Source organism: Geminocystis sp. GBBB08, assembly GCF_016743215.1.
Taxonomy (GTDB): Bacteria; Cyanobacteriota; Cyanobacteriia; order Cyanobacteriales; family Cyanobacteriaceae; genus Geminocystis.
Genome location: NZ_VRZC01000254.1, coordinates 1 through 3,507 on the forward strand (window position 1 = coordinate 1; position 3,507 = coordinate 3,507).

2 protein-coding genes are annotated in these 3,507 nt (G+C 34.9%); one reads left to right on the forward strand and one right to left on the reverse strand.

The features are described 5' to 3' along the window. Window positions 1–370 precede the first annotated feature (370 nt). A complete protein-coding gene (locus tag FWJ34_RS18800; RefSeq protein ID WP_308256861.1) occupies window positions 371–2,611 on the forward strand; it encodes a PBP1A family penicillin-binding protein in 2,241 nt (746 codons plus the stop codon). Window positions 2,612–2,618: 7 nt separating this feature from the next. Here FWJ34_RS18800 and trmD read toward each other — a convergent pair whose 3' ends face one another. Continuing rightward, window positions 2,619–3,314: a tRNA (guanosine(37)-N1)-methyltransferase TrmD gene (gene trmD / locus FWJ34_RS18805; RefSeq protein ID WP_308256862.1), complete on the reverse strand. Its 696-nt coding sequence runs from the start codon at window positions 3,312–3,314 to the stop codon at window positions 2,619–2,621. Window positions 3,315–3,507 lie beyond the last annotated feature (193 nt).

Genomic DNA, 3,507 nt, shown 5'->3' on the forward strand with positions numbered 1-3,507 from the left:
AATCTAATCCACGAAATCTAATGGGATAAATACGAATCCACTGCAAAGGTTTCTCTTGTTCATCTAATAAAATCCCCGCTGTACAAACTGTTTCTTTATATTTCCTGCTAATGGAGGGATAGGTTTTCGTAGTAATCAGAATCTTTCTTCTTTCCATATTTTAGATTTTGATAATAAATTTTATCAAGTGAGTTTAATTGTACTCTTAATCAAAAAATAAGGCAAGATTAACGAATAAAAGTATCTTATAAATTTAAAGGTAAAATCAATTCCAATGTAGAAATTCCCAAAATCTAATCTATTGCCCATTGCCTTTTGTTATACTTGTATAGTTTTAAATTCTCACTCTAGCAAAATTTTACCGTTAATTATGGGTCATCACTCTAGTAACTCAGATTCTTCCATCAGTAAAATAGTTACGGGAATATGGGATAATCTTCAAAGTCATTTACATATTCCTAAGCTCAAACCTAATGCTAGAGTACAGGGTATTCATGTGAGAAATGGAGGAGAAAAGCATACTTCTTTTTATCCTTTACTTGGCGATCGCTATATAATCGGAAGGAGTACGAAAAGTTGTGATATAGTTATTCGTAGTGCGATTATCAGTCAAACTCACTGTGTTATTGAAAGAGATAGTAATAATCCCCAAAAATTTGTGATTCGTGACTTAAATTCCACAAACGGAGTTTATTGTGGTAATCAGCGTTATCAATCTTTAACCCTAGAACATAATGATATTATCACCCTTGGTCCCCCTGAATTAGCTGATGTTGTTGAAATCCGTTTTGATAAACGTCCGCCAAAATCCTTGATTATTGCCCGTTTCGGTTTAATAACAGGTAGTCTTGGCTTATTATTAATAATAGTTTGGATAGGTTTGGAATGGCTCAAATATGATGTTTATCCGATACCAGATCATGTAGGCGGTTCAACGGTGGTGTATGCTGAAGATGGTAAAACCTTACTTTCACCTCGCATTGATTCTCCCCATCGAGAGTTAGACAAATTAGAAGAATTTTCTCCTTATTTACCGAAGGCGTTAATGGCTTCCGAAGACAGTCGTTATTATTGGCATTTTGGAGTTGATCCTTTAGGGATTTTAAGGGCAATATTAATTAATAAACAGGAAGATGGTGTTAAACAAGGTGCTAGTACTATAACTCAACAATTAGCCCGAAGTATCTATCCTGATGTTGGTAGAGAAAATAATTTAGCACGTAAACTGCGAGAAATGATAGTAGCCTTGAAATTAGAGGCAGTTTATAGCAAAGATGAAATCATCAAAACTTATCTTAATCGTGTCTATTTAGGGATAAATTTATATGGTTTTGAAGATGCCGCTAGATTTTATTTTGACAAAGGAGCTCAAGATTTAAACATCGCTGAATCCGCTACCTTAGTAGCTATTTTACCTGCACCTAACGCTTATAACCCCGTACAAGATTATGATACTGCCATTAAATTCCGTAATCGAGTCATTGAAAGAATGTTAAACGCAGGAATGATAACGAAAGAAGAGGCTTCTGAGGCTAGAAGATCGAGAATTTATCTTAGTCCGAAAGCAAAGGAAACTTTATCTAAAATCTTAGCACCTTATTACTATAGTCACGTTTTCCAAGAAATGAATCATTTATTAGGAAATAATTTGACACAAGAAGGAGATTTTATCATTGAAACGGCGTTAAATCCTAAAATTCAGGCAATTGCGGAAGAAAGTCTCAAAAATCATCTTGCCACTAACGGCAAACAACATAATTTTTCTCAAGGGGCGATCGCCACAATAAAAGCTAAAAATGGAGAAATAATAGCTTTAGTGGGAGGAAAAGATTATCAAGAAAGCCAGTTTAATCGTGCTACTCAAGCGAAAAGACAACCGGGGTCAACTTTTAAGGTTTTTGCCTATACAGCAGCCTTAGAAGCCGGAATTTCAGCAAATAAGAGCTATTCTTGTGAGCCTTTCCGTTGGCAAGGATTCACCTATCGAGCTTGTGAAAGAAGTGGAGGAGCGATAAATATGTATCAAGGTTTAGCTTTATCAGAAAATGCCATCGCTTTAAGGGTAGCTCAAGATGTAGGATTAAATAAAGTAGTTGAAACGGCAAAAAAATTGGGGATAAAATCGGAGTTAAATGCTGTACCTGGGTTAATATTAGGACAAAGTGAAGTTAACGTGTTAGAAATGACAGGGGCTTATACTGCTTTTGCCAATCAAGGAATTTGGTCACGTCCCCACGCTATAAAAGTAATTAGAGATGGGAGAGATTGTGAAGATTACGAAAAACATAATACCTGTCGAGAAATTTATCGTTTTAATGAAAATAAAGATGAACAAAAACAAGTTATTAACCCGAAAGTTGCCCAAACCATGAACAAAATGTTGCACCAAGTAATTACAGCGGGTACTGGCAAAAATGCCTCTATCGGCAAAGATGAAGCAGGTAAAACAGGCACAACGAATAAGGGGGTTGATTTATGGTTTATTGGTTATGTTACTAAGGAGAATTTAGTGACAGGAATTTGGTTAGGTAATGATAACAATTCACCGACAAATAGTAGTAGTGGACAAGCGGCAATTTTATGGGGTAATTATATGAAAAAAATTATCTAACAATTATTTAATCTTTAACTTGATATTGATATTTAGCCATTAAATCTGGACGCTTTTTTTCTGTAGCTTCTAATTGTTTTTGATAACGCCATTTAGCAATTTCTTTATGATTACCAGAACGTAATACAAGTGGAACTTCCCAACCACGAAAAACAGGAGGGCGTGTATAATGAGGGTAGTCTAATAAACCGTCTTCAAAACTATCGCTAATAATTGATTCCGGCTTACCAATAGTACCAGGGAGAAGTCTGACTATCCCATTAATAAGGGTTAAAGCGGGAATTTCTCCACAAGTTAAGACAAAATCTCCTAAAGAGACTTCTCTAGTAATAATATTTTGTACTCTTTCATCGATACCTTCGTAGTGTCCACAAATCAAAACTAATTGTTGATAATTAAAAGCAAAATCCCTCAATAATTCTTGATTTAATGTTTCTCCTTGAGGTGATAATAAAATGATCTCCCTAGGCTCTAATATAGGTAAAGATTCCACCGCCGCAAAAATTGGTTCGGGTTTTAATACCATACCAACACCGCCCCCGTAAGGTATATCATCAACTTGATGGTGTTTATCGGTGGTAAAGTCTCTCGGATTAATTAAGTTAACGGTGGCAATACCTTTGGCTAATGCTTTTCCCAATAAACTACATTGGAGAGGTGATTGAAAAAAGTCAGGAAAAAGTGTAATAACATCAATCTGCACGGTAATTATTGACTGTAATTAGTAAAAAACTTTATGGCATTGCCTTAATGATTGCCTAATTATACTCTATAGAACCCATTTGGTATCTTTTTTAGAAGAATTACATAGTAATGATTTGAGAATAAATGCTTTAATCTCGTCAAAACCTTTTGTTATTTCGGTTACAGATGTAAATATCAAATGGGTTCTATAA